Below are 23,895 nucleotides of genomic sequence, written 5' to 3'. Positions count from 1 at the left end.
TTATGGCGTTAATAGAGATAGCCGGATACGATAAGAAAGTATCGTATCCGGCCGGGTTGACGGATTCGGACCCGATAAGCGCAGCGCCATCAGGTCAAAAAAGCTTAAAAGCCAAGACTGTCCAGCAGGTCGTCCACCTGATCCTGACTGGCAACGACGCCAGCTTTCGAGGTATCCACCTGCGGGCCGTTGAGCAAGCTTTCGTTCTCGCGTTTTGGTCGCGCGCTCTGTTCCGGGATGTTTTCCAGCAGCACCATTAACAACTGGCGTTCAATCTCCTGAATCACGTCCATCATGCGTTTGATCACCTGACCCGTCAGATCCTGGAAATCCTGCGCCATCATGATGTCCAGCAGTTGCGCGTTAGTAAAGCTGGTATGGCCCGGGACATCCCTGAGAAACTGGCGCGTATCCGTCACCAGTTCACGGGCGTCGGCAAGCTCGATCGGATTGTCAAACCACTCGTCCCAACGTTGGGTTAGCGCTTTCGCCTCTTTCTCCATCGCATCCTGATGCGGCTGCGAGGCTTCGACACTGTTTAGCGCGCGTTCCGCCGCCTGCGCCGTCATCTGGACGACGTAATCCAGACGGTCGCGCGCATCAGGGATCGCCTCCGCCGCTTCGGCAATCGCCTGGTCCAGCCCCAGTTCACGCAGGCTGTCGCGCAGCATTCGGGTCAGACTACCGATGCGCGCAATGATGTCTCCTGCTGAGCCTTCATCAGCAGGCTTGATAGATGGTTGCATCATCATCGCATCCTCACATGCCCAGTTTCTCAAAGATTTTGTTGAGCTTCTCTTCCAGAGTCGCTGCGGTGAACGGTTTTACGACATAACCGCTGGCGCCAGCCTGTGCGGCGGCGATAATATTCTCTTTTTTGGCTTCCGCCGTGACCATCAACACGGGTAACGCCGACATGGCGCTATCGGCGCGAATGGTTTTCAGCAGCTCCAGGCCATCCATATTCGGCATGTTCCAGTCGGAGATAATAAAACCAAAGCCGCCCGCCTGGAGCTTGTTCAGTGCATCGACGCCGTCTTCGGCCTCTTCCACATTGTTAAATCCAAGCTCTTTTAAGAGGTTGCGCACGATACGACGCATGGTCGAAAAGTCATCCACAACCAAAAATTTAAGCTCTTTATCCGCCATAAAATACTACTCCTGGTTCAAATACGTATCGCCTGTCCGGCACTGATTTTCGCCAGCATCTGCTGGCTTACCTGGCTAAGATCGACCACTTCGCTTACGCCACCCATATTGATGGCCTCGCGCGGCATGCCGAACACCACACAACTTGCTTCGTTTTGCGCAATGGTCCAGGCGCCAGCCTGGTACATCGCTAACATTCCAGCGGCGCCATCGTTGCCCATCCCCGTAAGAATGACGCCTACGGCGTTGCGCCCCGCGTGTTTCGCCACCGAATGAAACAGCACATCCACGGAAGGCCGATGCCGGTTTACCGGCGGGCCATCATGAATTTTGATTTGATAATTCGCCCCGCTACGCGCCAGCTCCATATGCTTGTCGCCGGGCGCAATGTAGGCATGACCTGGCAATACGCGTTCGCCGTCCTCCGCCTCCTTCACGCTGATTTGACAGAGTTTATTCAGACGCTCGGCAAACGAGCGGGTAAAGCCAGGCGGCATATGCTGCGTAATAATCACTGCCGGACTGGAAAGCGGCAGCGGTTGCAGCACATGTCGGATAGCTTCAGTACCGCCCGTTGAAGCGCCGATAGCAATCAGTTTTTCCGAACTGAGCAGCGGACCGGCTTTTAAGGTTGCCGGGGCCGCCATCGGTTTATGTGCGGCGATGCGGGCCCGCGCGGCGGTACGCACTTTTTCGGCGATCATCTCGCTATACGCCAGCATACCTTCACGAATGCCAAGCTGCGGTTTGGTGACAAAATCGATGGCCCCCAACTCCAGCGCCCGTAGCGTCACTTCAGAACCTTTCCCGGTCAGCGAAGAGACCATCACCACCGGCATCGGTCGCAGGCGCATCAGTTTTTCCAGAAAATCGAGGCCGTCCATACGCGGCATCTCAACGTCCAGGGTCAATACGTCCGGATTAAATTTTTTGATGAGATCCCTGGCGACCAACGGGTCCGGCGCAGTCGCCACCATCTCCATATCGCTATGGCTATTAATAATTTCAGTCATGATTTGGCGCATTAGCGCGGAATCATCAACTGACAATACCCTGATTTTACTCATGCTTTATCCTTACTTAGCGCATACACCGTCTGTCCGCGCAGGCTAAACTCGCGCACGAGGTTGCTAAAGTTTTCTGAGTGACCGGCAAACAACAGTCCGTCAGGTTTAAGGAGTGGAACAAAACGGCGCAGAATGTCCTCCTGAGTCGTTTTATCAAAATAGATCATGACGTTACGGCAAAAAATCGCGTCAAAGGGACCGGGTACGTTGTACTGCTTTTCCAATAAATTAACGGAGGAAAATTCAACATAATTGGCCAGTTCCTGACGCACGCGCACCAGTCCTTCATGCGGCCCCGTACCGCGCATGAAGTAACGTTGTAGCTGCTGCGGCGATAACGTTTTCAGTTCGCTGAGGCGATAAATACCGCTTCTCGCTTTTTCCAGCACTTCAGTATCAATATCGCTGGCGAATACTTTCCAGCGACCGGGGGCCATCCCTAACGCATCCGCCAGCGTAATGGCGATACTGTAAGGTTCTTCTCCTGTCGATGCCGCCGCACTCCAGACGCGGTACTCGCCGTGGCGGCGACGCGCATGTTCCGCAAGGATGGGAAAATGGTGCGCCTCGCGAAAAAAAGCGGTCAGGTTGGTAGTCAGAGCGTTGATAAAAGCCTGCCACTCAGCGCTGTTTTGATTAGCCTCCAGCATACTGAGATAACGGCCAAAATCATCCAGTCCCAGGGCACGCAGCCGACGGACCAGGCGGTTATAAACCATATCCCGCTTATGGTCGGCCAGCACGATCCCTGCACGCTGGTAGATTAATTGACATATCCGACGAAAATGCGCGTCGGACAGCGCGAGGCGCTGTGTCATCTGTAACAATACTGACGTTTGCCCGGAGGGCAGAGATGATGTCATAGCGCCTTCTTAATCACATTCAAAGTACAACGGGCGCGCCCTGCGGCAGCGCCATGCTTCCCGTATTACACATTTTTTGCTTTTATCTATGCGAACCAGACGAAATGTATCGGCGGGTTCGCAAATTAATCGAGAACCGACAGCGCACGTCGATCAGAAGGTTTCCCAGTTCGCATCATCCCCGGCGGCTAAGGGCCGCGGCGTATTGCCGGACTGAGCATCCACAGATAAACGCATCTCAGGTTTATTTACCGCCAGCGGTCGCGATGCCAGGCGGAAAGCCGATACCGCCTGGGTCAGACGGCTGGCCTGCTCTTCCAGCGCGGCAGCGGCCGCTGCGGATTCCTGAACCAGCGAGGCGTTCTGTTGCGTTACGCGATCCATTTCGGAAACGGCCAAAGCGACCTGATCGATACCCCGGCTTTGCTCATCCGAGGCGGAGGCGATTTCGCCCATGATATCCGTGACGCGCGTAACGGCATTGACGATGTCAGTCATGGTTTCCCCGGCGCTTTCCACCAGCACTGAACCGGTATCGACACGCGAGACGGAATCTTCAATCAACGCTTTTATTTCTTTCGCCGCCTGGGCACTGCGGCTGGCCAGATTACGCACCTCGCCTGCCACGACCGCAAAACCGCGTCCCTGCTCTCCCGCGCGCGCTGCTTCTACCGCCGCGTTCAGCGCCAGAATGTTAGTCTGGAAGGCAATACCGTCGATAACGCTGATAATGTCAGCGATTTTTTTCGAACTGTCGGCAATTTCGTGCATGGTGTTTACCACGCCGTCGACCACTTTGCCGCCATGACGCGCGGTCTCGGAGGCGCTTTGCGCCAGTTGCGAAGCCTGGCGGGCATTATCGGCGTTTTGCTTCACGGTGGCCGTCAGTTGTTCCATGCTGGCCGCCGTCTCCTCCAGAGCGGAGGCCTGCTGTTCGGTACGGGAAGAGAGGTCGGTATTACCGGCGGCAATTTCACTGGTGCCGGAATAAATCGCATCCGAACCTTCACGAACCTGCGTCACGGTGTCAATCAGCGAGCGTTGCATATGTTCAACCGTTCCCGCCAGTTCGCCAATTTCATTACGTCCTGAGACGGTGAGCGTTTTCGTCAGATCGCCGCTGGCAATTTCACGGATATGAGTAATCACTCGCGCTAATGGGTTAAGCAGGGCATGACGAATGCCGAACCAAACCACCATCAAAATCAGCACCAGCACGACCGCAAGACCCCCCAGTTGCCATTGCGCAAAACGGTAGTCATGAGCACTTTGATCAAATGTCTGGCGGTACAGGTTTTCGCTCACCCGGGCGTAATTGCCCAGCGCCTCGCCCAACGCGTTTTGCATTCCCTGGGTTGGCTGGGCGAAGTAGGCATCCATATTGCCATTGTCCAGAAACTGAATAAGTTCGGCTAATGCGGCCTGATAGCGCTGATATTTTTCATCGACGTTCGCGCTGGCCTCCGCCATCGCTGGCAATGGCGTCATGTTTTTGAAATTGGCGTAGTGCGCCGCCGCCTGTGCGAGGGTCGTTTTTGCATTCTGGAGTAAATCCGTTTTGGCGCTGCTCTGCTGGTTAGAAGCGTCCATCATCATGCGTGCGGCGGAGCGGCTCAGGTTAATGCGCGTTTGCAGCATTAAGTCCCATGTCGACGTGAGTTCGCTTTGTTGCTGACGTAATTCGTTAGAAATAACAAAACCTTGCTGGTTATGCTGTAATGAAGAAAACAGCAAACCACCGGAAACAAGCTGTAGCAGTGCGAAAACCCCCAGCACCATCATCAGCATTGTGACAACGCGGATACGGTTAAACATAAGGCACCTTCCTGATAACGAGTTATCAACGTTATCGGCACCTGCGGTGATAACTTTACTTTTGCAAAAAGGAAATACGTTGTTCCGGAAGACGATATTGACAATAACAGTGTCGCAGCGGCGATGTCGGCGCAAAATGCAGGGGCTGGGCGCGGGCGGTGAAGAGGCACTCTCACCGTTGGTGGAAGCATAACGGTGAATATTGCCGAATGGCGCGACGCCATCCGGCAACGTTATTACGCGACGTGTGATGCTGCGATATCCAGCAGCGCCATCTCTTCGCTGTTAAGCAGTTTTTCGATATTCACCAGAATCAGCATACGCTCGCCGAGCGCGCCCAATCCCGTCAAATATTCTGTTGACAAGGTCACGGCAAATTCTGGCGCCGGACGGATCTGTTCCGCCGTTAACGACAGTACGTCAGACACGCCGTCTACCACTATCCCGACGACACGTTGCCCCAGATTCAGTACGATCACTACCGTATTGTCATCATACTCAACGTCGCCTTCGCAGAATTTCACGCGCAGATCGACAATGGGGACAATCACGCCGCGCAGGTTAGTCACCCCTTTTATAAAGGCCGGTGTATTGGCGATGCGCGTCACCTGGTCATAGCCACGGATCTCCTGCACTTTCAGGATATCGATGCCGTACTCTTCATTTCCCAGTGTAAACACCAGGAATTCCTGACCTGACGGCTCGCCGGCCAGTTTGCTTACATTACTCATACCGGTCATATTATTCCCTTCTCACTCAATCAGGCGGCTGTGATCGCCATACGTTGTTCGCGGTTTAAACCCTGCAATGCGGAAACATCAACAATCAGCGCGACGCTGCCGTCGCCCAGGATCGTCGCGGCGGAAATCCCCGGTACCTTGCGATAATTGCTTTCCAGATTTTTGACCACCACCTGGTGCTGACCGATGAGCTGATCGACCAGCAGCGCGTAACGGCGTCCCGCGCTTTGCAGGATCACAACAATGCCCTGCGTGGCTTCGGTTTTCGCCCCGTCCACGTCAAACACTTTCCACAATTCGACCAGCGGCAAATACTCGCCGCGAACTTCCAGAACCCGTTCGCCGCCCGCCAGCGGATGAAGATCCTCTTCACGCGGTTGCAGCGACTCCATCACCGCATTTAACGGCAGGATAAAAACTTCCCCCGCCACGCGAACCGACATCCCATCAAGGATGGCCAGTGTCAGCGGCAGCAGAATACGAATCGTGGTGCCGGAGCCTTGTTTTGACTGGATCTCAACGTGACCGCCCATCTCCTGAATGTTACGTTTCACCACATCCATGCCAACGCCGCGACCGGAGACATCCGTGACCTGTTCCGCAGTTGAGAATCCCGGCGCGAAGATCAACATGCCTACTTCATCGTCGGTCATGTTTTCATTCACCGCCATCCCCTGCGACATGGCCTTCGCCAGGATACGCTCACGGTTAAGCCCCGCGCCGTCATCGGTCACTTCAATACAAATATTCCCGCCCTGATGTTCTGCGGAAAGAATCAGGTTGCCGACAGCATTTTTCCCCGCCTCAAGGCGTTTTTCCGGCATTTCAATCCCGTGGTCGAGACTGTTGCGCACCAGGTGCGTCAGCGGGTCGATAATGCGTTCGATCAGGCTTTTATCAAGTTCAGTGGAGCTCCCCACCAGCGTCAGCTCTACCTGCTTGCCCAGTTTGCCCGCTAAATCGCGTACCAGACGCGGGAAACGGCTGAAGACATATTCCATAGGCATCATGCGAATCGACATCACCGACTCTTGTAAGTCGCGGGCGTTACGTTGTAACTGACCCATACTGGTAATGAGATCGCCGTGGTTTACCGGGTCCAGCTCATTAGAACGCTGGGCCAACATTGACTGGGTAATCACTAACTCGCCGACCAGGTTTATGAGCTGATCCACTTTCTCTACCGCCACGCGAATGCTGGTGGACTCGCGTTCACGCGCAGGTTTTTCACGCCCCGCATGATGTTCATGGGCCGTGCTTTTGGCGGCTGGCGCAACGACTGCCGGAGGCGCTACCGGCGCTACCTCGGTTTTCTCTTGCGCTTTTTCAACCGGCGCGGCGACCACTTTTTCAAAAGCGATCTGATCGGCCTCGATGACAAAACAGAGCACCGCGACAATGTCATCTTCCGCGACGCTGCCATCCAGAGTTGCCGACAGTGAATCCGCCCCCTTAACGACATCCGTCAGAGTAGCCAGATTGCCCAACTCTTCTTCAAGCAGATCGACCTCATTGGCTTTCAACCGTGAAAGTACAATGCGCAGTTTACTCTCGTCACGAGGCGATTCGGTTTCGGCTACGCTCTCTTCCTGGATCGCCGCGCTTAGTGCCGCGGTTTCTACGACCGCCGGCGTGGTTTCGCCTTTCGCCTCCAGCGCCAACTGGCGTAGCGCATTGCAGATATATTCGAAGCTTGCGGCATCCGGCTCTTCGGAGTTTTTATAGGCGTCGAGCTGTTCCTGCATAATATCTTTCGTTTCCAAAAACAGGTTGATAATGTCGGTATTGAGCTGCATTTCACCGCGTCGGGCTTCATCCAGCAGGTTTTCCATTAAATGTGTGGTTTCCTGCAGAATAGTGAAGCCGAATGTGCCCGCGCCGCCTTTAATGGAGTGCGCCGCGCGAAAAATGGCGTTCAGTTGTTCAGCGTCCGGGGATTCCGGCACCAAATCCAGCAGATGCTGCTCCATATCAGCCAACAGCTCGTCAGCTTCATCAAAAAATGTCTGATAAAAATCGCTAATATCCATGCTCACGCTATCACCTCGGTTCCGCTTTTGGCGATGTGGGTACGCTTGCCGGCGGGGCTGCCGCAGGCTGTTGTAATACACTTACCGGCTCATTCTGGCTTTCAGCGTTTTCATGCAAAATGGCCTGTTCCGCCTGTTTGTTTAACACCAGCAGGCTTATACGGCGGTTGATGGCGTCATCAGGACCGCGATCGCTCAGCCGCATCGTGGCGGCCATGCCAACCACCCGTAATACTTTTCCGTTATCCAGCCCGCCAGCGACCAGTTCGCGACGAGAGGCATTGGCGCGATCGGCGGATAACTCCCAGTTGCTATAGCCTTTTTCGCCGTTCGCGTAGGGAAAGTCATCGGTATGGCCGGCCAGGCTAATGCGATTAGGTATACCGTTTAACACTGGCGCAATCGCACGCAGGATATCGCGCATATACGGCTCAACTTCGGCGCTGCCGGTTTTAAACATCGGGCGGTTCTGGCTGTCGATAATCTGGATGCGCAACCCCTCCTGAACTAAATCAATTTTCAGATGCGGACGTAACGCGCGCAGTTTGGGATCGGATTCGATCAGTTGATCCAGATCGCCGCGCAGTTTGTTTAAGCGACTCTGCTCCATCCGTTTTTTCAGCTCGTCGATATTCGGCTGCTTTTCCACTTCACCCTGCTGTTGGGTGTAATCATCGCCGCCGCCTGGTATCGGGCTCTCGCTATTGGCAATCCGATTCCCCCCCGTTACCGCGGTGGCCAACGGCGTACGAAAATATTCGGCAATCTGAATTAATTCTTTAGGGCTGGAGATGGAAATCAGCCACATCACCAGAAAAAAAGCCATCATCGCCGTCATAAAATCGGCGTAGGCAATTTTCCAGGAACCGTGCGCCCCGCCGCCGTGCGGTTTGTGCCTGCGGCGTTTTACGACGACAATGGGATGAGCCTGATTTTTCATGCTTCCTCAGTCGTCTGCTGCTGGTTTGGGTTTCTCACTGCGCGAACGTGTTCTTCCAACTCAATAAACGATGGACGCTCACTGGAATAAAGCGTTTTACGACCAAATTCCACGGCAATCGGCGGCGCATAGCCGTTCAGATTAGACAGCAGTGTAATTTTTACGCACTGCATCATCTTGGTAGTTTCGGCGCTCTTCTGGCGCAAAACGGTCGCTAACGGTGAAATGAATCCATAAGCCAGTAAAATACCGAGGAACGTACCTACCATGGCATGGGCAATCAGCGCCCCCAACTCCGCTGCCGGACGATCGGCTGAAGCCAGAGCGTGAACCACCCCCATTACCGCCGCGACGATACCAAAGGCAGGCAGCGAATCCCCCACCATCGCCAGACTGTTGGCCGGGACTTCCGCCTCGCTTTCATGGGTTTCAATCTCTTCATCCATCAACGCTTCAATTTCGAACGTATTCATGTTGCCGCTGATGATCAGGCGCAGATAATCGACAATAAAATCAAGCATTACCGCATCGGCCAGAATACGCGGATAACTGGCGAAGATTTCACTCTCTTTCGGATTTTCAATATCGCGTTCAAGGGAGAACATCCCCTGCTGGCGTGATTTGGCCATCAGGCGATAGAGCAACGCCAGCAAATCCATGTACATAGATTTTGTGTATTTCGAACGACGAAATAACAACGGGATCGCTTTCATCGTGCCTTTGATGGCCTTCCCGTTGTTGCCGACAATGAACGCCCCTATCCCCGCGCCGCCAATGATGACCAGTTCAGCAGGTTGATAGAGTGCCCCAAGGTGTCCGCCGGTCATGACATAACCGCCGAAAACTGTACCGATAACCACCAGGTAACCTAATAAGATAAGCACGACATCATCCTTCCGCTGTTGACTATGACAGGATGCGCAGTCGGGCGATTAATGCGAAGGCAAGGCAAAAAAAAGCAGCGGTAATGACTTACCGCTGCTGGAGTGTTTGTCCACACCGTTTCGGTTAAACAGCCTGTTCGATCTGTTCATCCAGCAGTTGTGGAATAATATCGGCAGCATCTCGGGAAAGTTTACGTCTTTTTACTGCGCGGGATGGCGGCTGGCATAAACTACACGCAAAGCTGCCTACGGGCTGATGCGCATGGGTAATAAAGTTCCCACCGCAGCAGTTACAGCTCGACAATTCAAGCAACCCACTTTCAACAAAACGCACCAGCGTCCATGCGCGAGTCAGCGCCAACAACGGCCCTTCAGGCGGTTGCGGACACTGCTCAAGGTAAAGCCGATAAGCTTTAATCACCGCATCCACACCGCTGCATAAACCGGTCTTCAGTAAAAATTGCCAGGCGTTGCAGAACATGGAGGCATGAATATTTTGCTCCCAGGTCATAAACCAGTCTGTCGAAAATGGCAGCATCCCTTTAGGCGGCGGGCTACCGCGTAATTCTTTGTACAGCCTGATGAGGCGACCACGGCTGAGCTGTGTTTCGCTTTCCAGCATTTGTAGACGAGCGCCAAGATTAATCAACTCCATCGCCAACTGGATATCGCGAGCTTCCTGAACAATGCTTTTTTCACTCATTATCATGCCCTTTTCTTACGCGCCGTATCGTCCACTTCATTGAGCAGACGCGTTGAAAGCATGATACCTGTGTGAATCTGCTGTAAATCATCGACGCGCGAATCCTGAGTCAAACGGGTGATCGTCTGATGATCGTCAAACCGGAAATGACAAACTAACTGGTTCGTCTCCGCCAGTTTGACCATCTGCGGCAGGGTCAACGCGCCCAGTGTGTTTGCCATCTCTTCGTTGATACCGAGGCGGAACATCGCAGATGCTTTGTCCTGGACGATCAAACGCTGTGCAAGGAGTAAATATGACAAATTGATGTCATAAATGTGTTTTAGCAACTCGGATGTATGCATTGTTCCCATCCAGAATAACCAACTTTATTTTTGTGCGACGTAGCCGCACCCCGTGATGTCGCCGGGAAGGCCCGGTAAAAGAAGCAAAAAGGTCAAATGCATAGCAGCGCTCAGACATTGTGGACATTGTGACGTATAACGCAGCTTCCCACTGAGATTCGCCTTACACGTTTACATCAATTTTTACAAATGCCTAAGATTTTTCCTAATCGACGCAACTCTACTCGTCAGCTTCGTGACATACAACGGAGCGGGACGGCGATTTTAGAAAATATGTGATGCAGATCACATATTTTAACAGGATACTTACGATAAAACCATCAGCATGGCTTTTACTTTGTTTAATTAATAACCTAATGTTCACTTTTTCTAGTCCACACTGCTGAATAGGGGTACGTCAACACCAAATTCTTTTTTGTTTCTCTCTGTTAAAATAACGCCAGGATAATAGATAACAGGCTATTATTTCTATTTTAGAAACGATTTTATTTTACCTTTAGTAAACAGTGGCTTAAATATTAAACGTTATTAATTAATCTCGTCACAGCATACGCCCTCCTCTGTTAAAAATAAGCTCATTTGATTTAACTTTTAGCTTTCCTTGTTCACCCGTTTAAATAAAGCATCCTAGTGGTGTGTAAAAAGTGTCTTATGCCACGATTCTTTACATAAGAATAATTAATGATTAATTATGATGTCCTTCACATTAATGTGGCATTACCGCATTGCAGAAATGCGATAAACAGAGTAAAGCTAAAGCACAATCTCATATTCTTGCAATCAAGGAGCGAGTTATGAGCTACACCCATATTCTTGTCGCCGTTGCCGTCACCCCGGAAAGTCACCAGCTACTGGCTAAAGCGGTCTCTATCGCCCGCCCTGTTCAGGCGAAAGTAAGCCTGATTACTCTCGCTTCCGATCCTGAACTGTATAACCAGTTCGCCGCGCCCATGATGGAGGATTTACGCGCGGTTATGCATGAGGAAACCGAGAATTTTCTTAAGATGCTGGGGGAAAAGGCGGATTATCCGATTGAACAAACTTTCATCGCATCAGGTGAGTTAAGCCAGCATATTTTGGCTGTGTGCCGCAAACACCATGTTGATCTGGTCATTTGCGGCAACCATAACCACAGTTTCTTTTCGCGCGCGTCCTGCTCGGCAAAAAGTGTCGTCAGCGCCAGCCAGGTAGATGTGTTGCTGGTACCGTTAGCGGGCGACTAGTCGCCGCTCGCGATATTTCAGGCCAGCTTAGGGAACGTCGCCACGTTGTTCTGCTGCTGACGCTCAGGGCTACGCGGCGTGACCTCCTTTAGGTCATGAATAAAACGCTCCTGCCAGCGGTTAATGTCATTTTTAACGATCACGTCCAGCATTTCCGCATGACGCGAAATACGCTCGGCAAGGGGCATCGTTAACGCGCGATTGAGCGCCGCCGCCACGTCATCCCGATCGTAAGGATTGACGATTAACGCCGACGTCAGTTCATTCGCCGCGCCGGCAAACTGTGACAGTACCAGTACGCCAGGATTAGCGGGGTCCTGCGCGGCGACAAATTCTTTCGCCACCAGGTTCATCCCGTCACGCAACGGGGTGACGAGCCCGACGTCTGAATAACGGAATATCTTCATTAACAGTTTACGGTCGAAATGTTGATTCAGATAATAGAGCGGCGTCCAGCCCAATTGTCCATATTTCCCATTAATCCGGCCTGCTTCCGTCTCAAGCTGGTGGCGAATATCCTGATATGCCTGTACTTCGCCGCGTGACGTAGGCGCAATTTGGGTATAACGAATTTTTCCCCGATGCTGCGGATAGTTTTCCAGTAGCGCTTCATACGCCAGAAAACGTTCCGGCAGCCCTTTCGAATAATCCAGCCGCTCAACGGAAAAAATATTCTTCACATTTTTCAGTTCCGCCTTGAGCTGCGCCAGTTTTGGCGGCAACGGCCCGGCAGCCTGCAGAGCAATCTCATCGGGCTCAATACCGATAGGATACACTTCTGTCTGGAAGTCTTTACCCCACGCGATATGCTGCTTGCCACTGCGAGTCGTGACTCGCGTTTGACTCAAAAGGCTATCCAGAAAAGCCAGGCGATCATTTTCGGTCTGGAACCCTAGCAGATCAAAGTCACACAACTGCTCCAGCAGTTCATCATGCGGCGGTAAAGCGTTAAAAATCTCCGGGGTCGGGAATGGAATATGCAGGAAAAAACCAATTCGGTTGTTCACGCCGCGTTTACGCAGCTCGCTGGCAAACGGTAACAGGTGGTAGTCATGCACCCAAATGATGTCGTTCTCTTTAATGAGGGGCAATAACTTATCCGCTAATAACGCATTCACCCGCATATAGCCTTCCCATGCAGGACGCTGAAACTGTACCAGGTCCAGACGATAGTGGAACGCAGGCCAGAGAACCGCATTGGAAAATTGACAGTAATAATCTTCGTAATCTTGTTCACTCAGGTTAAACGATGCCCAGGTAATATTACCTTTTGTCACCTTTTTTAATGGCTCATCCTCGTTACCTGTCTCGCCACTCCAGCCGAACCACAACCCGCCAGCCGCTTTTAGCGCGCCAAGCACGCCAACGGCGAGGCCGCCGGCGCCGCCTTTATTATCCGGGGGAGCAATTCGATTAGATACTACGACTAAACGACTCATAGCCATCTCTCCTGTTATTCATTACTTGTTGTTCTTGTTGTGGATAATTGATTTGTTCCAGCCAGCGCCAGACATCGGGTACGCTTTCCAGCCGCCATGCCGCCTGGGTTGCCCCGACGCCCACTTTTACGGAAATTCCGCCAGCGTGATTCACCACGCCAAAGCCAGCCTCATCGGTCAAATCGTCGCCCACAAAAACGGGAATCCGTCCCGCAAAGGGCGCCTCCTGCATAAAGGCGGCAATCGCTTCGCCTTTATTGGTTCCCTTAGGTTTGATTTCCACAACACATTTACCAGGCTGCAACGCCAGTTGCGGCCAGTGCTGCGTAACGTGTTGCGCAAGTGCCAACAGCGCCGCTTCATGTTCCGGAGCCTGACGGTAGTGCAGCGCAAACGCCATCCCCTTCGTCTCCAGCTCCGTTCCGGGCAGCGCTACAAGCGTCGAACGTAATAACGCCTCCACCTCACGGACTACCGCTTCAGGAAGGCGCACGATATGGGTTTTACCATTGATGTCACGACGCTCTGCTCCGTGAACGCCAGCGAGCGGAAAGCGAAAAGGCTTCGCCAAAGCATCCAGCTCAGTCATTGAACGCCCTGAAATCAATGCCAGTGCCCCTGCGTTGTGCGCCGCGAGACGGTCTAACAACTGAAGGATTTTATGCGGTACCACTACCTGATCGGGATGAGGCTTTATCTCTGCCAATGTGCCATCAAGGTCAAAAAAATACGCATAGTTCGCAGTGAGTTCGGGGGATACGGTTAACGGTTCTGCCACCCTGGTCTCCTCCTTATCATCATATTGAGACTCACAAACGGTCTCATTAGTCATGTAAGTATAGACAGTGTGACGCTGCTCGCCATTTAGAAAGACCATCGCCAGCCGGGGTAGCGGCTGGCGATGACGTGAAGCTATACTGTTTAGTTGAGTGTTAATTCATCAAATCGTACGCTTCGCTTTTTGCTTATAATGGTCGAAGATAACTGCTGCCAGAAGGATTCAGCCGCGAACCACGTACTGTGCAAAAGGTGAAATGTTGAGCAGGTTCATCGCGTTCTCCACCGTTCCTGATATCAGTACGCTCGCCACCACATATGAGACTTTTCCGAGGCCGCCTCTCAGGAATCCCCCCCTAAGACACACGCAGAAATAACGATTAACTCATAACCCAGGGAAGTCATTAGCCACCATGACATAACCCAGAGCGAATTCATCAGCCAAAAGGCAGGAAAGCCAGCACATTAATCCATAACATCAGCCAGCTAATCCTTACGGCCCTGGGTGAATAATGATTACCAGGGATAATAGATATGTTCAGCCTGTTCGCGAACCGGCGCATCGTCTCCCAGCAGTCTGGCGGAAAGGGTTAGCGCGAAATCAAAGACATGACCCAAGCCTTTGCCGCTAATTAAATTACCATCTTCAACCACGGGCGCATCCACATAGACACCTTCCGGAACCGCTTTCCACAGGTCGCCGGAACAGACATAACGACGCCCCTTCAGCAATCCGTGAGCACCCAGCACCCTTGCCGCCGCGGAACAGATAGGACAAATTAATTTGCCTGCCGCATCATGACGCGCAACGAAAGCGATCACCGCCGGATTAGCCGCCAGATTAGCGCTCCCCTGCGGACCGCCCGGCAGCACTACCGCATCGAAAAGCGCCTGCTGGCGTTCACTCAGCGTGCTGTCCGCAACCATAGGAATATCATGGTAACTCACCACCGCCCGTGATTCAGCACACGCCAGCGTTTCGACGTCGATATGCAAACGTCGCAGAATATCAAGAGTAACAATGGCCTCTACTTCTTCAAATCCTGGCGCCAGCAGCACCGCGACCTTTTTCATTGACTGCTCCTTGTTAACGAGTCACCCATCAAAACTGCGCTTAACCGAATAACGTGCTCGTATGATTAATGACATTAAAAATGATCTACCGCAAAATCGGCTAGTTTATAAAAACAGGCATATTTGCTCTCAACCGTTTATGCGTGTGATATCCAGACTGACTAATGTTTATTTTATTGAAATTACCATACTTGAAAGGCTTACCTCATGATCTGAAACAATGTTTCATAAATCAGAAAACCATATAATATCATTTAACTTTCAAATGGTTGTAACTGATCCGCACTCAAAATCATTACACCTAAAAAAATCACACCGCTGAAAATGTAAAAAAAGATAAACAATTGCATTTAAGGATTTTCTTATTTTCATTGACGCGCTATTCTCATTACCGATCGATAAACAGGAAATGAGATCGCATAAGGGACTGGCGGAACGGAGTTCTTCTGCTAAGAGTATTTATTGTGCATAGAGGTAAGAATGTGACAACGATCCGTTGCATTCTCGTCTGTCATGCACATCAACACTTTCTGGAAATAAGGATATTGTTATGGCAGCTGTAGGAATGGTTCAAAAGCTCAACACGCCAATGAACCTTGAGTTTTACGCATCAAATCTTTACCTCCATCTAAGCGAATGGTGTTCTGAACACAGTTTAACAGGCACCGCCACCTTTCTTCGTACCCAGGCGCAAGGCAACGTGACGCAAATGATGCGCATGTTTAATTTTATGAAAAACGCCGGCGCCACCCCTATCGTTAAAGCCATTGACGTTCCGGGTGAAGAGCTCTGCTCTCTGGAAGAATTGTTCCAGAAAACCCTGGAGGATTATCAGCAACGCGCCAGCACGCTGTCGCGTCTGGCAGATGAAGCGAAAGCGCTGAATGATGCCTCAACGCTCGATTTTCTCCATACCCTGGAAAAAGAGCAGCAGCAGGATGGCGTACTTTTACAAACTATTCTCGAAGAAGTTCGCAGCGCTAAACGAGCAGGGTTATGCCTGGCGCAAACCGATCAGCATCTCCTTAACGTCGTGACCTATCAGCATCACTGATAGCGGCTCCCCGAGCGACAATATTGAGACGTTATTAGCCGGATAGCAACGCGAAGCAGCTTATCCGGCCTACACCGTTTCTGGTCTGTTTGCCAGAGGTGGCGCCTGTCGCTGCTGGCGTATAATCGGCACATCATGCCAGCCGACAGGCGCGAAACGTCTCTGTCTTGTCCAGGCATTACCCCAGCATTTCACGTACAAACGCTTCTATTTCTTTATTCTGGCCGTTTTCAAACAAACATTGCTGGAAACGCGGCCCTGAAACCGCCGTTTTAACCAGTTCAGGATCGATAGCCCGTAGTGTATCCAGATAATTCTCTTTGACGACCGCGGCCTTAACCTGGTTCAAAATGCCCGCATTGCGTACCTGCGGCGCTTTGCGCTCAGGCGGATACCCCTCGCCTTTACGCCCGGTAAACGTTTTTTCAAAGATGAAACGCACGTTCAGCTCAGCGCCCCAGCCAAAGCCTTTCGCAAATGGCAGGGACAACGCATTGCCGTTGTTGATCTGCGCAAACAGAAAAGCATCTGCCGGATCGATGCAATAGCCACAAATGACACCTGGATGAATATTTAACGACATCAGCGCGCCCTGCCCGGTGCCACAGCCAGTAACCACAAAATCAACCGCGTTTGCATTAAGCAAAATACTCGCCATGATGCCTAAATGAATGTACGTCAGGTGATGGTCATTTTCGTCGCACATGCCGACGTTAAAAACGGGAAATCCCTTTTCATTGGCGACGGCGCTAAGTTCGTTATAAATGATGGCATTTTTGCTGGCCTGGCTATTTTCCATCATCAGTGCAATTTTCATCGTGTTCCTCCTGAATGCAGACGGTCGCGTCTGCGTAAATCATGACGTTTTGCCCACACTACACACTTAAGAACACCAATTCAAATTTAATGAAACTAAGTTTCATTAAGTGAAGAGACGCTCACACATTTTCTGTTCCCGCTGTAAACCTCCTACCGTTACCTTTAATCAAGGCGAATCCGTAAGTTATTCCAGCCATTGACGGTGCAAGACACGAGGTAGCATGGTCTGATACCGAATTGTCGGAGCGATTTTATGAAGCCTCTTATTTTTACTCTTTCACTGCTAGCCCTGACGGGATGCACCATTACTCGACAAGCGCAGGTCAGCGAAGCCAGCCCGATAAGCGGCATCGTGCGCCTGACGTATAACCAGCCGCTATTTTTTACTTCACGGACAGATGACTATGTATCTCACGGGACCGCAACACGCGAATGCCAGCAGATGGGCTATGCCGATGCCGTTTCGTTTGGTCAGCCGGTAGGAACCTGTAGCATTTATGCGGGCTCGTTGTGTCTGAACACCCGATTTACCCTCTCCTGGCAGTGCCGGGGCGTTGCCGTCCCGCAAATTATGCCGCTTTATTATTAAGGCGGCTGGCTTAACGCCGACACCATGTACAATGGAGGAGAGTGCAGGGTCGCTATTGCCAGCATGAAGATGCTGGCTTTCCTTTATTTTTATACCCTATACACTGGCGTTAATGCGTTTTATTCCCATTCGTATTTTTAATAATTAAATTTAATATTTTACCTTTTGCAAATAATAAAATAACAAATTATAGTGGCGCCACATTACTGTATATCTTTTGCTATTTGTGGAGCGGAACCATGCTGAAAACAGAAATGATCGACAAACTGAATGAGCAAATGAATCTGGAGTTGTACTCCTCCCTGCTCTATCAACAAATGAGCGCGTGGTGTAGCTATCATAGTTTTGAAGGCGCAGCCGCATTTCTTCGTCGCCATGCGCAAGAAGAGATGACGCATATGCAGCGCCTGTTTGACTACCTTACCGATACCGGAAGCCTGCCGCGCATTAATACCGTTTCTTCGCCCTTCGCTGAGTACACCTCACTGGATGAACTGTTCCGCGCGACCTATGAGCATGAGCAGCTTATTACGCAAAAAATTAATGAACTGGCTCATGCCGCAATGACCAGCCAGGATTATCCGACATTTAATTTCTTGCAGTGGTATGTGGCAGAACAGCATGAAGAAGAAAAACTGTTCAAATCTATTATTGATAAATTAACGCTGGCGGGAAAAAGCGGCGAAGGGCTTTATTTCATTGATAAAGAACTCTCCACCCTGGATACGCAAAATTAATCCAACACGTCCTTACACGGTGAGACGAGCTCTCACCGTGGCGTATTAATGGCGGCAGATTTTACTCTCATGCGTTGAAAAACCGTCCTCCACGGCAATAAACTTTCCTTTCGCCGCCAGAAACGCGACCAGTTCCGCCGCCGTCATATCTGACGCTGAACAGGTGTGAAATCGTGCCCGCTCGCCAAAGCGCGCTTTTATTGCCGCCTCCAGCGAGGTATGCGTGTACTGCTCGCCAGACTCAATCATCATGTTGAGCACTTCGTGACCGTGAATGGAATCCATAACCCCTCCTGAATAAAACTCGTAGCCTAATGTGTCCGTGTGCGAGCGACTTTGCGCTAGCGCAGGTTTGCGGCGGTTGTCCGCGCCTCCTCCCATATTCGCTTTTACGCCCGGAACTGTAAATTTTACAGCACACCTATTGTAACGACCATTTGACGAAAATAGCGTAATGCCTTACCCTGCGCCGCGGATATCACCGTTCTTTGTTACCGGGGTGGTAGAAAGCGTGAAAAACAGAACTCTGGGCAGTATTTTTATCGTGGCAGGCACCACTATCGGCGCCGGGATGCTGGCAATGCCGCTGGCAGCGGCTGGCGTTGGTTTCAGCGTCACGCTGGGATTGTTGATTGGCCTGTGGGCGCTGATGTGTTATACCGCGCTATTATTACTGGAGGTATATCAACACGTTCCGGCGGATACCGGGCTGGGCTCGTTGGCAAAACGCTATCTTGGACATTACGGACAGTGGCTTACGGGATTCAGTATGATGTTCTTAATGTATGCGCTCACTGCCGCCTACATTTCCGGAGCCGGAGAATTACTGGCATCCAGTATTAATAACTGGCTTGGCGCCACGCTCTCGCCCGCTGCCGGGGTGCTGCTGTTCACCTTTGTTGCCGGTGGGGTGGTGTGTGTGGGCACCTCGCTGGTCGACCTTTTTAACCGCTTCCTGTTTAGCGCGAAGATCATTTTTCTGGTCATCATGCTTGCGTTGCTCACGCCACATATTCATAAAGTAAATCTTCTTACGCTTCCTTTACAGCAGGGGCTGGCGTTATCCGCCATACCGGTCATTTTCACCTCGTTTGGTTTTCACGGAAGCGTGCCGAGTATTGTGAGTTATATGAACGGCAATATTCGCCGGCTGCGTTGGGTCTTTATGACGGGTAGCGCCATTCCGTTAGTGGCCTATATTTTTTGGCAGCTCGCCACGCTGGGAAGTATCGACTCGCCGACATTCAGAGGGCTACTGGCCAGCCATGCCGGGTTAAATGGCCTGCTGCAGGCACTCAGAGAAGTGGTCGCTTCGCCACATGTCGAACTGGCGGTTCACCTGTTCGCCGATCTGGCGTTGGCGACCTCTTTTCTGGGCGTAGCGCTAGGATTATTTGATTACCTGGCCGATCTATTCCAGCGCCGCAGTACGGTGTCCGGACGTCTGCAAACCGGGCTGATTACCTTTCTGCCGCCGCTGGCGTTTGCACTTTTCTACCCACGTGGATTTGTGATGGCATTAGGCTATGCCGGCGTAGCGCTGGCAGTGCTGGCACTGCTCATCCCTGCTATGCTGGTCTGGCAGTGCCGTAAACAGAGCCCTCAGGCGGGATATCGTGTGGCAGGCGGCACGCCAGCGCTGGCGCTGGTGTTTATCTGCGGCATTGTCGTGATTGGCGTCCAGTTTTCGATCGCACTGGGGTTTCTGCCCGATCCAGGTTAATGCCAGGCAAAGATTACCGGGCCCGGACGCCGTCCAGGCTCGATAATCGTCACGCTATGGCCGTTTACGAGCCATTAATGCAGGCAGCACTGCTTAAATTTTTTGCCGCTCCCGCATGGACAAGGATCGTTACGCCCAACTTTCACCTCTGCTTTTATCGGCATCTGTAGCGGCGTCGTGTGCGGATGCGCCATCCACCAGGCATGCAGCTCAAGCGCCGCGATACGGATAGCGTCAACGCTTTTATCGAACGCTTCCGGGCTCATTTTATCCAACAGCGCAAAGTTTTCTTCAGTGCCGTGTAAGGCAATCGCTTCCAGCGCCGGTTTTAGCGTATCCGGCAAGTCAGACCAGTCGGACAGCGACACTCCGCGCATGTAACCAAAGCACCATTCTTCAACAATCGTTAATTCATGGCCATCAACTTCTCGCAGGCCAAACAGCGGCTCGAACTGTTCTGGATAGTCTTCAAGCCGGGCGGCTGTGTCCGCCATGTGCTGGAACACCAGATCCATAAATCGCGTCATTTCTTTTTCAGATGTCCAGCGCGGTACGTACGCGGGTCCCCCCCATATCGCGACCAGCCACTGTTCCGGCTCGATGGGACGCGGAGAACTTAGTACCGCAGTAATCAGACCGTCCAGCTCCGCGACATCCAAAATGGCCTGATCGGTATTGTATTTCGTCAGCACATCATCCAGCCATTCCAGCTCGTTCTCGTTTAATGGTTCCATTTTCATAACGCTTTTCCTCAGTGATGACTTCCGCCTGTAGGCCTCTTACATTGCAGCGGATAAAAATAATTTTTTTGCAGGCAGTTTGGATGGCAACCATCAGGGGCCAGATTAACACGAAATGAGGAGGATTCCGGAAGTTAACGCACAAAAGGAGGATCAGGGCGCAGATTTTCCGCCAGGAAGCGCTCGCCCCACACAAAAGCGAGAGATAGGTTTCTCGCTATATTATACTCATGCTAACTTATACCACCGCCGCGGACAGATAAAACCGCCCTCTCAAATAGAGCTTATTTTCAGTAAAAAAGTGTTTAATGAGTTCGTCTACCGCTTCTCTGTCAGCAGAAAAGGTTATTTCCATAAACAGCGTATCGTACCCTATTTTGATATTTTTTTCTTACAGTAAACACGGATCTCATCCTGCACACTCAGCAACGGCAGGCTAAATGTGTATAGCGGTTGCGGTTCTTTTTTCGCCGCTTTCTCAAAAACTTTAGTGACCAGATCCACAAGATCGCGCTCTGACTGGGCACCGTTATTAAAATGCAATAAATTACGTCTTTTTACCACCCAGCCTCCAGCCAGATACCGCCAACAATAACTCTCACTTCAATGTGTGAGGCACATAATCACATCCAGAATCAGCTCCAGATAGTATTTCAAATAAACAGCCCGCACTATAGCGCATACTTTTTTCAGACACAGTTTACAGGGATACTCTCTTTATATCCACGCGCACGGTTGCCTTAATCATGTCTTCCGCGATAACACAGTTTGTCAACCTATTCTATATAACCAAGCTTAAACAGAACCTTACCAGCCAGCGATATCAGCTCAGGATTTTCAGGATAAAAACGCAGTAACGGCAAAAATACCGCCTCACCGATAATGCTCCGGCTATTAGCATGGTTTGGGCGCAATCCCCAGATATTCTGATAAGTCATCGGCACGACCTGCCCATTCATGGTTGTGTTACCGATATACAGCATAATATGCCCTGGAATATAGACCAGCGTAGTAAACGGTTTTCCGTATCTGGTGAGATAATCGATCCGCATTTGGGGATTTTTATGACTAAGATCGACCACCCGTCCAGCAGACTCTACCTGCGCGGATGAATGTCTGGGCAGGAATATGCCAAACGGCATTAACAGGCTGCGGACTTCGGCTGAACAATCATTATAAAAGTTAAAATTTCCCCAACCGTAGGGGGCGCCGTGCATTGCTTTCATTAGCACTGCGATATTTTCCGGCGTCATTTTCCACGGCATAGCCGTAAACTCGTTACCGCTTAGCCAGACCCAATGGATAAATGCACGACCATTGCTGTCGCGAACTGGCGCCGCAATCAGGAACTGGCCCGCCCGTTGATGTCGGAACGGTAAAATAGTGCCCGGTCGCCCGGTGAAATAATAGACGCCTGCGGCATGGACAGAAACCGGCGCGTTGATAAATGCCCCCAGTTGCTTGTGAGCGAGCAAAACCCACTGTGTTATAAATTTCTGATCCGTACTGGCAATATCTTCACTATGAACCCAGCCAGTTACCGCTGGTGAAACGACATATTGCCAGCGTTGGTCTTTGCTCTTCGTCAGCGTATAGACCGGCGTACCGGGACGCAGCGAAGACATTTGTAAATTATCAAACGGATACCCCTCGCCCGCCTGACGGGGATCGTTAAAGAGCGGGTCGTCCGTTGGCAGCGCTCTGACTAAACTTTCCCTGACCATAATGCCTCGCCGGGAGGCATGATAGATATTGTCAATCTGCGTATCCGTATTCCCTCTAACCTCCTCTTTCCAGCGAGAGGTATAAAGTCTGAAGTTTTCCCCCCAATAAGCACTGCCGTCGCTAAGAAACTGCTTAATACTGGCATCCCGGGCCTGTGCTGCGTTTTTTTTCAGCAATGCGGTAATATAAAAATCATTCCACGGTGAGTGCGCTTCACTGTCCATTCCGAAATAATGAGATTTTAGTGCGTTAAAGTAGCGTTGTTGGGTAGCACTATCAATAACCGGAATAGTGTAATCAGCCGAGTCCGGAGGTATCCATTTATCAACCGACTGTGAATAATCCGCTAACGGAAAGCGTGTTTTTGTCGGGTCAATATAGCTCCCTGTGAGAATTTCATCTTTGGCTGTTGATCGGTTGGTCGTCTGGTGGCAAGCGGTGAGGCACAATGGTATCAATAAAACGGCCCAGGTTTTCTTTTGCATCATCATCTCCGTAAAGCGGGGAAAGCATAATATAGAGACTGACCAAAACCGCCATTCACGAAAACCCGAAATTATCTGTAGTTGACCTGTTATTAAGACAATATTGCAAAACGTGATTAAAGCATGATGCGGATCACATTACCTTATGATGAATATTAGTTCGCTATCTACCTTTAATTAAATTGTGCAGAAAATACCCCTGAACAGTTATATACTCGTTTAATTTGCATAAATACTCCACTGACCCGCCCCTGTTTTTTTCAGACAATACATACTGTAGCGCGTCAGTTCTACTTTTTTTATATACTCTGCAAAGTCGTTTTCATCGACGTAGCCAATAAAATTACGCGCATCATATGTTGAAGAGGAAGGCTCTCCTGGAAGAGAGTAGGTTACGATTGCACTCTCAGGCTCATACAAAATAAAAAAAAGTAAAAAAGCGCAACCTACAATCCCAATATTAATGAAGCTAATAAATAATTTTGCATTATCGGTATATTTCACTGGCAGACCTACTCTCTTTAATAAAGCAGGCATAAAACATATCAGCATTTTTTATAGAGATTAATGGATTTTATCGGCTGATTTACCCGATGTTTAGTATTTACCAGCCATAAGTTCTTGCGGGTCGGTAGCACATAACTGCTGTACTGGCAGAAATGCCGCTACCGGTGTTTTTTTACTGTGTATCGCGCTGGAAAGTTCACGCTCGCGGTCGGCATACAAATTGAAGGCACAAAAAAACCACCCGTAGGTGGTTTCACGACACTGCTTATTGCTTTGATTATTCTTGTCTTTCCCATGGTACCCGGAGCGGGACTTGAACCCGCACAGCGCGAACGCCGAGGGATTTTAAATCCCTTGTGTCTACCGATTCCACCATCCGGGCTCGGGAAAAATTGGAGGCGCGTTCCGGAGTCGAACCGGACTAGACGGATTTGCAATCCGCTACATAACCGCTTTGTTAACGCGCCA

25 protein-coding genes, 2 tRNA genes and 2 pseudogenes are annotated in these 23,895 nt (G+C 50.9%); 6 read left to right on the top strand and 23 right to left on the bottom strand.

Annotation, left to right across the window (positions count from 1 at the left end):
- Positions 1 to 104: 104 nt before the first annotated feature.
- The 11 genes from cheZ to flhD form a co-directional block, all read right to left on the bottom strand.
- Positions 105 to 749 carry a protein phosphatase CheZ gene (cheZ, locus tag ACLJRU_RS06315; protein WP_000983585.1) on the bottom strand — a complete coding sequence of 215 codons (645 nt, stop codon included), beginning with the start codon at positions 747 to 749 and terminating at the stop codon, positions 105 to 107.
- A 10-nt stretch (positions 750 to 759) separates the two neighbouring features.
- Positions 760 to 1,149 carry a chemotaxis response regulator CheY gene (cheY, locus tag ACLJRU_RS06310; RefSeq protein ID WP_000763861.1) on the bottom strand — a complete coding sequence of 130 codons (390 nt, stop codon included), beginning with the start codon at positions 1,147 to 1,149 and terminating at the stop codon, positions 760 to 762.
- 17 nt (positions 1,150 to 1,166) lie between these two features.
- Positions 1,167 to 2,216: a protein-glutamate methylesterase/protein glutamine deamidase gene (gene cheB / locus ACLJRU_RS06305; RefSeq protein ID WP_000036389.1), complete on the bottom strand. Its 1,050-nt coding sequence runs from the start codon at positions 2,214 to 2,216 to the stop codon at positions 1,167 to 1,169.
- On the bottom strand, positions 2,213 to 3,079 hold the full coding sequence (gene cheR, locus ACLJRU_RS06300) for a protein-glutamate O-methyltransferase CheR (RefSeq protein ID WP_000204362.1): 867 nt from the start codon (positions 3,077 to 3,079) through the stop codon (positions 2,213 to 2,215). Before cheR ends, cheB begins: the two co-directional genes overlap by 4 nt.
- A 153-nt stretch (positions 3,080 to 3,232) precedes the next feature.
- Complete coding sequence (tar, locus tag ACLJRU_RS06295; RefSeq protein ID WP_000483265.1) at positions 3,233 to 4,894, bottom strand: methyl-accepting chemotaxis protein II; 1,662 nt, start codon at positions 4,892 to 4,894, stop codon at positions 3,233 to 3,235.
- Between the two features lie 236 nt (positions 4,895 to 5,130).
- A complete protein-coding gene (gene cheW / locus ACLJRU_RS06290; RefSeq protein ID WP_000147295.1) occupies positions 5,131 to 5,634 on the bottom strand; it encodes a chemotaxis protein CheW in 504 nt (167 codons plus the stop codon).
- A 20-nt stretch (positions 5,635 to 5,654) separates the two neighbouring features.
- The gene (gene cheA / locus ACLJRU_RS06285; protein ID WP_000061303.1) at positions 5,655 to 7,670 is read right to left on the bottom strand and encodes a chemotaxis protein CheA; all 2,016 of its coding nucleotides are present in this window, start codon (positions 7,668 to 7,670) and stop codon (positions 5,655 to 5,657) included.
- Positions 7,671 to 7,674: 4 nt separating this feature from the next.
- Entirely contained in the window at positions 7,675 to 8,604 is a 930-nt protein-coding gene (gene motB, locus ACLJRU_RS06280) for a flagellar motor protein MotB (RefSeq protein ID WP_000795653.1), read from the bottom strand.
- Positions 8,601 to 9,488 (bottom strand): flagellar motor stator protein MotA, encoded by an 888-nt coding sequence (gene motA / locus ACLJRU_RS06275; protein ID WP_000906312.1) that lies wholly within the window; start codon positions 9,486 to 9,488, stop codon positions 8,601 to 8,603. The genes motB and motA overlap by 4 nt, the downstream gene beginning before the upstream one ends.
- A gap of 124 nt (positions 9,489 to 9,612) precedes the next feature.
- On the bottom strand, positions 9,613 to 10,197 hold the full coding sequence (gene flhC, locus ACLJRU_RS06270; RefSeq protein WP_000605987.1) for a flagellar transcriptional regulator FlhC: 585 nt from the start codon (positions 10,195 to 10,197) through the stop codon (positions 9,613 to 9,615).
- A complete protein-coding gene (gene flhD / locus ACLJRU_RS06265) occupies positions 10,194 to 10,535 on the bottom strand; it encodes a flagellar transcriptional regulator FlhD (protein ID WP_001518146.1) in 342 nt (113 codons plus the stop codon). Before flhD ends, flhC begins: the two co-directional genes overlap by 4 nt.
- Before the next feature lie 681 nt (positions 10,536 to 11,216).
- Between flhD and ACLJRU_RS06260 the strand changes: the two genes are divergently transcribed.
- Positions 11,217 to 11,333, top strand: coding sequence for a hypothetical protein (locus ACLJRU_RS06260; RefSeq protein WP_001540260.1), 117 nt, complete (start codon positions 11,217 to 11,219; stop codon positions 11,331 to 11,333).
- Positions 11,330 to 11,758 (top strand): universal stress protein UspC, encoded by a 429-nt coding sequence (gene uspC, locus ACLJRU_RS06255; RefSeq protein WP_000122606.1) that lies wholly within the window; start codon positions 11,330 to 11,332, stop codon positions 11,756 to 11,758. The genes ACLJRU_RS06260 and uspC overlap by 4 nt, the downstream gene beginning before the upstream one ends.
- A 17-nt stretch (positions 11,759 to 11,775) precedes the next feature.
- Here uspC and otsA read toward each other — a convergent pair whose 3' ends face one another.
- From otsA to ACLJRU_RS06235, 4 genes and pseudogenes are all read right to left on the bottom strand, one after another.
- Entirely contained in the window at positions 11,776 to 13,197 is a 1,422-nt protein-coding gene (gene otsA / locus ACLJRU_RS06250) for an alpha,alpha-trehalose-phosphate synthase (RefSeq protein WP_000089037.1), read from the bottom strand.
- Complete coding sequence (gene otsB / locus ACLJRU_RS06245; RefSeq protein WP_000840114.1) at positions 13,172 to 13,975, bottom strand: trehalose-phosphatase; 804 nt, start codon at positions 13,973 to 13,975, stop codon at positions 13,172 to 13,174. The genes otsA and otsB overlap by 26 nt, the downstream gene beginning before the upstream one ends.
- Positions 13,976 to 14,197: 222 nt before the next feature.
- Positions 14,198 to 14,379 (bottom strand): annotated as a pseudogene (gene araH, locus ACLJRU_RS06240) (L-arabinose ABC transporter permease AraH); the annotation flags it as partial.
- Between the two features lie 111 nt (positions 14,380 to 14,490).
- Complete coding sequence (locus tag ACLJRU_RS06235; RefSeq protein WP_000754804.1) at positions 14,491 to 15,048, bottom strand: DJ-1/PfpI family protein; 558 nt, start codon at positions 15,046 to 15,048, stop codon at positions 14,491 to 14,493.
- 550 nt (positions 15,049 to 15,598) lie between these two features.
- Here ACLJRU_RS06235 and ACLJRU_RS06230 point away from each other — a divergent pair.
- Complete coding sequence (locus ACLJRU_RS06230) at positions 15,599 to 16,102, top strand: non-heme ferritin-like protein (RefSeq protein ID WP_000741707.1); 504 nt, start codon at positions 15,599 to 15,601, stop codon at positions 16,100 to 16,102.
- 178 nt (positions 16,103 to 16,280) lie between these two features.
- Here ACLJRU_RS06230 and ACLJRU_RS06225 read toward each other — a convergent pair whose 3' ends face one another.
- Positions 16,281 to 16,919, bottom strand: coding sequence for an RpiB/LacA/LacB family sugar-phosphate isomerase (locus ACLJRU_RS06225; RefSeq protein WP_000684809.1), 639 nt, complete (start codon positions 16,917 to 16,919; stop codon positions 16,281 to 16,283).
- A 255-nt stretch (positions 16,920 to 17,174) separates the two neighbouring features.
- On the opposite strand from ACLJRU_RS06225, the gene ACLJRU_RS06220 reads away from it, so the two are divergent.
- A complete protein-coding gene (locus ACLJRU_RS06220; RefSeq protein WP_000803229.1) occupies positions 17,175 to 17,510 on the top strand; it encodes a YecR-like lipofamily protein in 336 nt (111 codons plus the stop codon).
- A gap of 239 nt (positions 17,511 to 17,749) precedes the next feature.
- Complete coding sequence (ftnA, locus tag ACLJRU_RS06215) at positions 17,750 to 18,247, top strand: non-heme ferritin (RefSeq protein ID WP_000920619.1); 498 nt, start codon at positions 17,750 to 17,752, stop codon at positions 18,245 to 18,247.
- 45 nt (positions 18,248 to 18,292) lie between these two features.
- Here the strand turns inward: ftnA and ACLJRU_RS06210 are convergent, their stop codons facing one another.
- Positions 18,293 to 18,532, bottom strand: a complete 240-nt coding sequence (locus ACLJRU_RS06210; protein ID WP_000377238.1) for a YecH family metal-binding protein — start codon at positions 18,530 to 18,532, stop codon at positions 18,293 to 18,295.
- 226 nt (positions 18,533 to 18,758) lie between these two features.
- Here ACLJRU_RS06210 and tyrP point away from each other — a divergent pair, with 226 nt between their 5' ends.
- Positions 18,759 to 19,970, top strand: a complete 1,212-nt coding sequence (tyrP, locus tag ACLJRU_RS06205) for a tyrosine transporter TyrP (RefSeq protein ID WP_011264317.1) — start codon at positions 18,759 to 18,761, stop codon at positions 19,968 to 19,970.
- A 74-nt stretch (positions 19,971 to 20,044) separates the two neighbouring features.
- Here the strand turns inward: tyrP and ACLJRU_RS06200 are convergent, their stop codons facing one another.
- The 6 genes and pseudogenes from ACLJRU_RS06200 to ACLJRU_RS06175 all read right to left on the bottom strand — a co-directional run bounded on the left by ACLJRU_RS06200 (position 20,045) and on the right by ACLJRU_RS06175 (position 23,894).
- Positions 20,045 to 20,710, bottom strand: a complete 666-nt coding sequence (locus ACLJRU_RS06200) for a YecA family protein (protein WP_000781521.1) — start codon at positions 20,708 to 20,710, stop codon at positions 20,045 to 20,047.
- A 238-nt stretch (positions 20,711 to 20,948) separates the two neighbouring features.
- Positions 20,949 to 21,274 (bottom strand): annotated as a pseudogene (locus ACLJRU_RS06195) (glucose-6-phosphate dehydrogenase).
- Between the two features lie 212 nt (positions 21,275 to 21,486).
- A complete protein-coding gene (locus tag ACLJRU_RS06190; protein ID WP_001540265.1) occupies positions 21,487 to 22,926 on the bottom strand; it encodes an SH3 domain-containing C40 family peptidase in 1,440 nt (479 codons plus the stop codon).
- A 213-nt stretch (positions 22,927 to 23,139) separates the two neighbouring features.
- On the bottom strand, positions 23,140 to 23,472 hold the full coding sequence (locus ACLJRU_RS06185; RefSeq protein WP_001540267.1) for a hypothetical protein: 333 nt from the start codon (positions 23,470 to 23,472) through the stop codon (positions 23,140 to 23,142).
- A 250-nt stretch (positions 23,473 to 23,722) separates the two neighbouring features.
- A tRNA-Leu gene (locus ACLJRU_RS06180) sits at positions 23,723 to 23,809 on the bottom strand.
- Positions 23,810 to 23,820: 11 nt separating this feature from the next.
- A tRNA-Cys gene (locus tag ACLJRU_RS06175) sits at positions 23,821 to 23,894 on the bottom strand.
- Position 23,895 lies beyond the last annotated feature (1 nt).

This window comes from Salmonella sp. SAL00653, assembly GCF_046552515.1.
GTDB lineage: Bacteria > Pseudomonadota > Gammaproteobacteria > Enterobacterales > Enterobacteriaceae > Salmonella > Salmonella enterica.
The sequence above is the reverse complement of the archived record's forward strand: the minus strand, read 5'-3'. Positions and strand labels throughout refer to the sequence as shown.

Bases quoted from the DNA above. Each gene is read 5' to 3' on its own strand.
- ACLJRU_RS06210 (WP_000377238.1), bottom strand. From the start codon at position 18,532: ATGGATTCCATTCACGGTCACGAAGTGCTCAACATGATGATTGAGTCT.
- cheW (WP_000147295.1), bottom strand. From the start codon at position 5,634: ATGACCGGTATGAGTAATGTAAGCAAACTGGCCGGCGAGCCGTCAGGT.
- cheY (WP_000763861.1), bottom strand. From the start codon at position 1,149: ATGGCGGATAAAGAGCTTAAATTTTTGGTTGTGGATGACTTTTCGACC.
- ACLJRU_RS06220 (WP_000803229.1), top strand. From the start codon at position 17,175: ATGAAGCCTCTTATTTTTACTCTTTCACTGCTAGCCCTGACGGGATGC.
- otsA (WP_000089037.1), bottom strand. From the start codon at position 13,197: ATGAGTCGTTTAGTCGTAGTATCTAATCGAATTGCTCCCCCGGATAAT.
- ACLJRU_RS06260 (WP_001540260.1), top strand. From the start codon at position 11,217: ATGATTAATTATGATGTCCTTCACATTAATGTGGCATTACCGCATTGC.
- motB (WP_000795653.1), bottom strand. From the start codon at position 8,604: ATGAAAAATCAGGCTCATCCCATTGTCGTCGTAAAACGCCGCAGGCAC.
- cheB (WP_000036389.1), bottom strand. From the start codon at position 2,216: ATGAGTAAAATCAGGGTATTGTCAGTTGATGATTCCGCGCTAATGCGC.
- uspC (WP_000122606.1), top strand. From the start codon at position 11,330: ATGAGCTACACCCATATTCTTGTCGCCGTTGCCGTCACCCCGGAAAGT.
- tar (WP_000483265.1), bottom strand. From the start codon at position 4,894: ATGTTTAACCGTATCCGCGTTGTCACAATGCTGATGATGGTGCTGGGG.
- cheR (WP_000204362.1), bottom strand. From the start codon at position 3,079: ATGACATCATCTCTGCCCTCCGGGCAAACGTCAGTATTGTTACAGATG.
- flhC (WP_000605987.1), bottom strand. From the start codon at position 10,197: ATGATAATGAGTGAAAAAAGCATTGTTCAGGAAGCTCGCGATATCCAG.
- ACLJRU_RS06225 (WP_000684809.1), bottom strand. From the start codon at position 16,919: ATGAAAATTGCACTGATGATGGAAAATAGCCAGGCCAGCAAAAATGCC.
- ftnA (WP_000920619.1), top strand. From the start codon at position 17,750: ATGCTGAAAACAGAAATGATCGACAAACTGAATGAGCAAATGAATCTG.
- ACLJRU_RS06190 (WP_001540265.1), bottom strand. From the start codon at position 22,926: ATGATGATGCAAAAGAAAACCTGGGCCGTTTTATTGATACCATTGTGC.
- cheZ (WP_000983585.1), bottom strand. From the start codon at position 749: ATGATGCAACCATCTATCAAGCCTGCTGATGAAGGCTCAGCAGGAGAC.
- ACLJRU_RS06185 (WP_001540267.1), bottom strand. From the start codon at position 23,472: ATGCTGATATGTTTTATGCCTGCTTTATTAAAGAGAGTAGGTCTGCCA.
- ACLJRU_RS06230 (WP_000741707.1), top strand. From the start codon at position 15,599: ATGGCAGCTGTAGGAATGGTTCAAAAGCTCAACACGCCAATGAACCTT.
- ACLJRU_RS06200 (WP_000781521.1), bottom strand. From the start codon at position 20,710: ATGAAAATGGAACCATTAAACGAGAACGAGCTGGAATGGCTGGATGAT.
- flhD (WP_001518146.1), bottom strand. From the start codon at position 10,535: ATGCATACATCCGAGTTGCTAAAACACATTTATGACATCAATTTGTCA.
- ACLJRU_RS06235 (WP_000754804.1), bottom strand. From the start codon at position 15,048: ATGAAAAAGGTCGCGGTGCTGCTGGCGCCAGGATTTGAAGAAGTAGAG.